This is a genomic window from Pseudomonas sp. SDO5532_S415 (genome assembly GCF_054071155.1).
Map to the genome: position 1 here is coordinate 1 of NZ_JBSVWS010000254.1, position 5,814 is coordinate 5,814.

The window sequence follows — 5,814 nt, forward strand, 5'->3', positions numbered from 1 at the left end:
TGGGCCTGCGTTGAACACACATACTGTGTCCAGTAAAGATCTATTGTGGGAGCGAGCCTGCTCGCGAAGACGGCCGCCCCAACACCGCAAAACCCGAATCTAAGCGCCCACCCGCGCCTGCAAACTCAAATGCGCCCGCTCCCCCGGCTTGAGACACAAACTGTCAGTGCCGCCGCTCGCTGCTTCCACACAGACAAATTCCGATATCTCATTCCAGCTCACCCCCAACAACGGCCGCGAGCCCGGGTGCCAGACCACCGTGTCCGCCGTATCACCGGTATCGATGCACAACGCCCGCTGCCAGGCGTGGTCGTTGAGCTGCAGTTCGCCGTCATGCTGGAACACCCGCTGACATCCTCCATCAACCCGTAGTTCGCCTTCCTGCTGACACATCTGCCGGTTCAACTGGTCGTAACCTTGCGCGCCGTCGAGGCCAGACAGCGCTACCTCACCAACGTCACCAATACGCCAGTAGGCGTGCAACGCCTGGCTCAATTGGCAGGGCAGGCTGTCGTGATGCTCGGTGCTCAGGCGCAGGTCCATGCGCTCACCGAGGTGCGCGTGCAGGTCCACTTGCCAATCGCACAACTCCAGCCGCCAATGCAGACGCACGCCATCATCGTCGCTACTGCTGTCGAGCAGTTTCCAGTCCAGCAAGCGTGCCCAGCCATGGGACGGCCAGGCATTTTCACTCGGATGACGGCCATACCACGGCCAACACACCGGCACGCCACCGCGAATGGCCCCGACCTGCGGCCACTTCGCCGCACACCACAGCCAGGGTTTCTGGCCCCGGGGCTGAAAGTGCAGCAACTGCGCGCCCTGGCGACTGAACACCGCCTGACACAGCAGATGATCAATCACCAAGACATCGCGCTTCTGATAGCGCTCCCACGCAAACACCGGTCGTTCGCGCAAGGATTTGAAGAAGCGTTGGAGCGGATGCTCAAGCATGTGCCACGGTCCTGAAAATCATGGGTGTATTCATCTTCTTGTGTTCAGCGAACCGCTGTGGCCAAAGCCTTTGTGGCGAGGGGATTTATCCCCGTTGGGTTGCGAAGCGACCCCAAAAAACGGGACTGCTGCGCAGTCCAACGGGGATAAATCCCCTCGCCACAGGTGTGCTTTGGCTTTCCCCAAAAAAAAGCGGACAGCCATGGCTGTCCGCAAAATGCGCACATAGAGAGGAGCTTATCGCAACCGCGTCAGAACACCGACTGAATTTTCAGGCCGGCCACCAGCGCGTTGTCGACTTCATCCACACCGCCCGGATGAGTGATGTATTGCAGGTTGGGACGCACGGTCAGCCAGTTGGTGACGTGGAAGCCGTAGTTGAGTTCGTAGTTGTACTCGGTGTCACGCAGGGGCGAGAACAGGGGATCGTTGTAGTCGGTGACACCATTGGCGGCGTTCACCAGCTCGGCGTTTTTCTTCACGTCATCGTTGACATGGATACGGGAGAAACCGATACCGAGGTCATCTTTTGGACGCGCATCGAACGGCCCCTTGTACACGAACATCAGCGACTGGTAGTTGTCGACGATGTTGGTGTCCTTGTCGTGGAAAGTGGCGTTGGCGGCGATGTTCAGGCCACGGGAAGCGTCACCGTTGTGGGTGGTCAGCTGTTGCTGGGCAACGAACCAGTAGCCGTGCTTGCTGCTGTGGCTGCGATAGGCATTGCCGCTGGTTGCAGCGTCATTGCCATTGTCGTCTTCACGAACGTCATCGGCGCTGGCCGTGCTTTTGTAGTAACCGACACGGTATTCGCCCGGCAGGTTGCCAGGGTTAGGCAACCAGACCAGTTCCACCGGCAGGACGGTGCCCTCGGTACCACTGCCGCTGAGCTTGAAACCGTTACCGTGTTCCAGTTGCGTCGGGTTCTGGTTGTATGCGCCGATCTGCGCATAAAACTCAGGCGAGATGTTCCATTTCAGGCGGATAGCGGCCTGGCTGACCGGCCAGTTGTACCAGATGTTGGTCGCCCAGTTACCCACCTGGGAACCGCAGAACGCCAGGTTCTGGAACTCGCAAGGGAAGCTGTTGAAGTCTTCGCCTTCACCGAAGTAACCGGCCTTGATGTCCAGTTTGTTGTCGAAGAACTGATGCTTGATCCACAACTGGGTCAGACGGACCATATGGCCACGGCCGTAGACTTCCTGGGAGGAACTCAAGGTGCCGGCACGCGGATCGCCGACACGGTCATTGGAGATGTTTTCACCGTTACGGTTGGTGAGCTGGATCTTGGCCTGGGTGTTATCCCAGCCGAACAGCTTTTCCAGGTCCAGCGCCGCGCCCAGGCCAAACTGATCACTGTAGCGAGCGGTCTTGTCATCGTTGAACCCGCCATGGAGGTTGCCGCCCACTTCACCGACATAGTCCATCTTGATGTCGATGCCTTGCTCGATCAGCCGGGTCCGTTCGCCACCCCAATCACCCGTCATCCATTCGGAATCGGCGCTAAACGCGTCAGCCGCGTGCACACTACCGGCCAGCATCATGGCCGCAACGGCTGATAACTGGCAGATAAGCTGAGCGTTATTGTTCTTCTTCATCCCTACATCCTCGTCTTATTGTTATTAACTTTTTTGTTTAACGCGGTTACATCGGTTGCGAAGAGCGACAGGCCGCTCACCGCATATCCCCCCTGTGAAAGATGCCCCTTGTGGGAGGGAGCTTGCTCGCAAAGGTGGTGTGGAAGACGACATCTGTGTGGGATGTTCAGACCGTTTTCGCGAGAAGGCTCGCTCCCACAGGGGAATCACCCACAATTTTTGATCTTCAGCGGCCTTTGAATTGAGCGACGTTGGCAGCGTGGCTCTCGGTTTTCGGCAGGCCGGCAGCCCCCAGGCGTTCGCCGGTCTTGGCATCGAACAGCAGCACTTTCGATGGATCGAATTGCAGGGTCAGGGTCTCGCCCACCGCTGGCGCAACATCAGGCGCCAGGCGACAGCAGACCTTGGTGTCGTTGAGATTGACGAAGACCAGGGTGTCGGGCCCGGTCGGTTCGGTGACCTGGACTTCGGCGCGAATGGTCGGCAAACCGTTGGCCTCGCCGTTGGCCAGGACGATCTGCTCCGGGCGCATGCCAAGGATCACTTCACGATCTTCGAGACCGGCGTCCTGCATGCCCAGCGGCAACTCGCAACGGGCCTGGCCGCTGTCGAGCAGCGCCAGCAGACGACCGTCCTTGCGCTGCAGGCGCAGCGGGATGAAGTTCATCGGCGGCGAACCGATGAAGCTCGCCACGAACAGGTTGGCCGGGTTGTTGTAGATGTCCTTCGGCGTACCGAACTGCTGAATGATCCCGTCCTTCATCACCGCCACCTTGTCCCCCAGGGTCATGGCTTCGATCTGGTCGTGGGTCACGTAGACCGTGGTGGTTTTCAGGCGCTGGTGCATCAGTTTCATTTCGGTGCGCATCTCGACCCGCAGCTTGGCGTCGAGGTTGGACAGCGGTTCGTCGAACAGGTAGATCTTCGGCCGCCGCGCCAACGCACGGCCCATCGCCACGCGCTGTTGCTGGCCACCGGAGAGCTGGCCGGGCTTGCGATTGAGCAGGTGTTCGATCTGCAACAGTTTGGAAACCCGCGCGACTTCTTCATCGATGTCGGCGGTCGGCATTTTGCGAATCTTCAGGCCGAAGGCGATGTTGTCGCGCACGCTCATGGTCGGGTACAGCGCGTAGGACTGGAACACCATGGCGATGTCGCGATCCTTCGGGCTCATGCCACTGATGTCGGCGTCGTCCACCAGGATCGCGCCGCCGCTGATGGTTTCCAGGCCGGCGATGCAGTTCATCAAGGTGGATTTGCCGCAGCCGGACGGACCGACCAGGATCAGGAATTCCCCGTCATCGATCTTCAGTTCGATGTTCTTCAGGGTGTCCGGCAAACCGGCGCCGTAGGTCTTGTTGACGTTGCGTAATTCGAGAGTTGCCATGTTTCTACCCCTTGACCGCGCCGGACGTCAGCCCACGCAGGAAATACTTGCCAGCGAATATGTAGACCAGCAGTGTCGGCAGCCCGGCGATCATCGCGGCGGCCATATCAACGTTGTATTCCTTGGCCCCGGTGCTGGTGTTGACCAGGTTGTTCAGGGCCACGGTGATTGGCTGTGCGTCACCGCTGGCGAACACCACGCCGAACAGGAAGTCGTTCCAGATCTGGGTGAACTGCCAGATCAGGCAGACCATCACGATCGGGATCGACATCGGCAGCAGGATCTTCCAGAAGATCGTGAAGAAGCCCGCGCCATCGAGCCGCGCAGCCTTGACCAGCGCATCCGGAATGCTCACGTAGTAGTTGCGGAAGAACAGCGTGGTGAACGCCAGGCCGTAGACCACGTGCACCAGCACCAGGCCCGTGGTGGTATTGGCCAGGCCGAACTTGCCGAGGGTGAACGAGGCCGGCAGCAGCACGGTCTGGAACGGCAGGAAGCAGCCGAACAGCAACAGACCGAAGAACAGCTGCGAACCACGGAAGCGCCACATCGACAGCACGTAACCGTTCATGGCACCGATGAAGGTCGAGATCAAAACCGCCGGCACGGTGATTTTCACCGAGTTCCAGAAGTAGCCGCCGACCACGTCCCAGGCCTTGATCCAGCCAATGCCGTCGATCACGGCCGGCCAGCTCAACAGGTTGCCGGTGCGGATGTCTTCCGGGGATTTGAAGCTGGTCAGCAACATCACCACCAGCGGGATCAGGTACACCGCAGCGGCCAAAAGCAGCGTGGCGTAAATCGCGATACGGCTGAAGCTGATGCCCGGTTTGCCGAGTTGATTAGTCATGGCGTTTGCCTCGCAGCTCGGAGTACAGGTACGGCACGAGGATGGTCAGCACGGCACCGAGCATCAGCATGGCGCTGGCCGAACCGATGCCCATCTGGCCACGGCTGAAGGTGAAGGAATACATGAACATCGCCGGCAGGTCGGACGAGTAGCCAGGACCGCCGGCGGTCATCGCCGCCACCAGGTCGAAGCTCTTGATCGCGATGTGCGCGAGGATCATGAAGGCACTGAAGAACACCGGGCGCAGGCTCGGCAATACGATCTTCAGGTAGATGGTCGGGAGGCTCGCACCGTCGACTTGCGCGGCACGGATGATCGACTGATCGACACCGCGCAGGCCTGCCAGGAACATCGCCATCACAAACCCGGAGGCTTGCCAGACAGCGGCGATCACCAGGCAGTACACCACGCGATCCTGGTCCACCAGCCAGTCGAGACGAAAGCCTTCCCAGCCCCAGTCACGCAACATCTTGTCCAGGCCCAGGCCTGGGTTGAGCAGCCATTTCCACGCGGTACCGGTGACGATCATCGACAGCGCCATCGGGTACAGGTAGATGGTGCGGATGAAGCCTTCCTTGCGGATGCGCTGGTCCAGCAGCACCGCGAGGAACACCCCCAGCACCAGGCTGATACCGATGAACATGCCGCCGAACAGCGCGAGGTTCTTGCTCGCGACCCACCAGCGATCGTTGTCCATCAGGCGCATGTATTGCTGCAGGCCGACCCACTTGTAGCTCGGCATGAAGCTGGAATTGGTGAAGGACAGAATGAACGTCCAGATGATGTAACCGTAGAAGCCAACCAACACGACCAGCATGCTCGGCGCCAGTACCAATTTGGGTAACCAGCGTTGCAGCGCATCGAACGGTGAGGCTTTGCTGAAAACCGCCACAGAGCTCATCGGGATAATCCAGGTTTAGATGTAAGGATCGGAGTGATCCCTTGTGGGAGCGAGCCCGCTCGCGAAAGCGGTGTATCAGTCGAAAATTTTTTTTAATGTCCAACCACACTCACCAACAAGCTCG

At 59.5% G+C, this 5,814-nt stretch carries 5 protein-coding genes; all 5 read right to left on the minus strand.

What is annotated here, in order from left to right; genetic code table 11:
• Nucleotides 1-99 precede the first annotated feature (99 nt).
• Entirely contained in the window at nucleotides 100-954 is an 855-nt protein-coding gene (locus ACW9HW_RS28405) for a D-hexose-6-phosphate mutarotase (protein ID WP_457402641.1), read from the minus strand.
• A 251-nt stretch (nucleotides 955-1,205) separates the two neighbouring features.
• Nucleotides 1,206-2,552: a carbohydrate porin gene (locus ACW9HW_RS28410; protein ID WP_095193207.1), complete on the minus strand. Its 1,347-nt coding sequence runs from the start codon at nucleotides 2,550-2,552 to the stop codon at nucleotides 1,206-1,208.
• A 226-nt stretch (nucleotides 2,553-2,778) separates the two neighbouring features.
• On the minus strand, nucleotides 2,779-3,939 hold the full coding sequence (locus tag ACW9HW_RS28415; protein WP_095193206.1) for an ABC transporter ATP-binding protein: 1,161 nt from the start codon (nucleotides 3,937-3,939) through the stop codon (nucleotides 2,779-2,781).
• Between the two features lie 4 nt (nucleotides 3,940-3,943).
• The gene (locus ACW9HW_RS28420) at nucleotides 3,944-4,789 is read right to left on the minus strand and encodes a carbohydrate ABC transporter permease (protein WP_095193205.1); all 846 of its coding nucleotides are present in this window, start codon (nucleotides 4,787-4,789) and stop codon (nucleotides 3,944-3,946) included.
• A complete protein-coding gene (locus ACW9HW_RS28425) occupies nucleotides 4,782-5,690 on the minus strand; it encodes a carbohydrate ABC transporter permease (RefSeq protein WP_095193204.1) in 909 nt (302 codons plus the stop codon). Before ACW9HW_RS28425 ends, ACW9HW_RS28420 begins: the two co-directional genes overlap by 8 nt.
• Nucleotides 5,691-5,814: the final 124 nt, after the last annotated feature.

Bases quoted from the DNA above. Each gene is read 5' to 3' on its own strand.
- ACW9HW_RS28405 (WP_457402641.1), bottom strand. From the start codon at position 954: ATGCTTGAGCATCCGCTCCAACGCTTCTTCAAATCCTTGCGCGAACGA.
- ACW9HW_RS28410 (WP_095193207.1), bottom strand. From the start codon at position 2,552: ATGAAGAAGAACAATAACGCTCAGCTTATCTGCCAGTTATCAGCCGTT.
- ACW9HW_RS28415 (WP_095193206.1), bottom strand. From the start codon at position 3,939: ATGGCAACTCTCGAATTACGCAACGTCAACAAGACCTACGGCGCCGGT.
- ACW9HW_RS28420 (WP_095193205.1), bottom strand. From the start codon at position 4,789: ATGACTAATCAACTCGGCAAACCGGGCATCAGCTTCAGCCGTATCGCG.
- ACW9HW_RS28425 (WP_095193204.1), bottom strand. From the start codon at position 5,690: ATGAGCTCTGTGGCGGTTTTCAGCAAAGCCTCACCGTTCGATGCGCTG.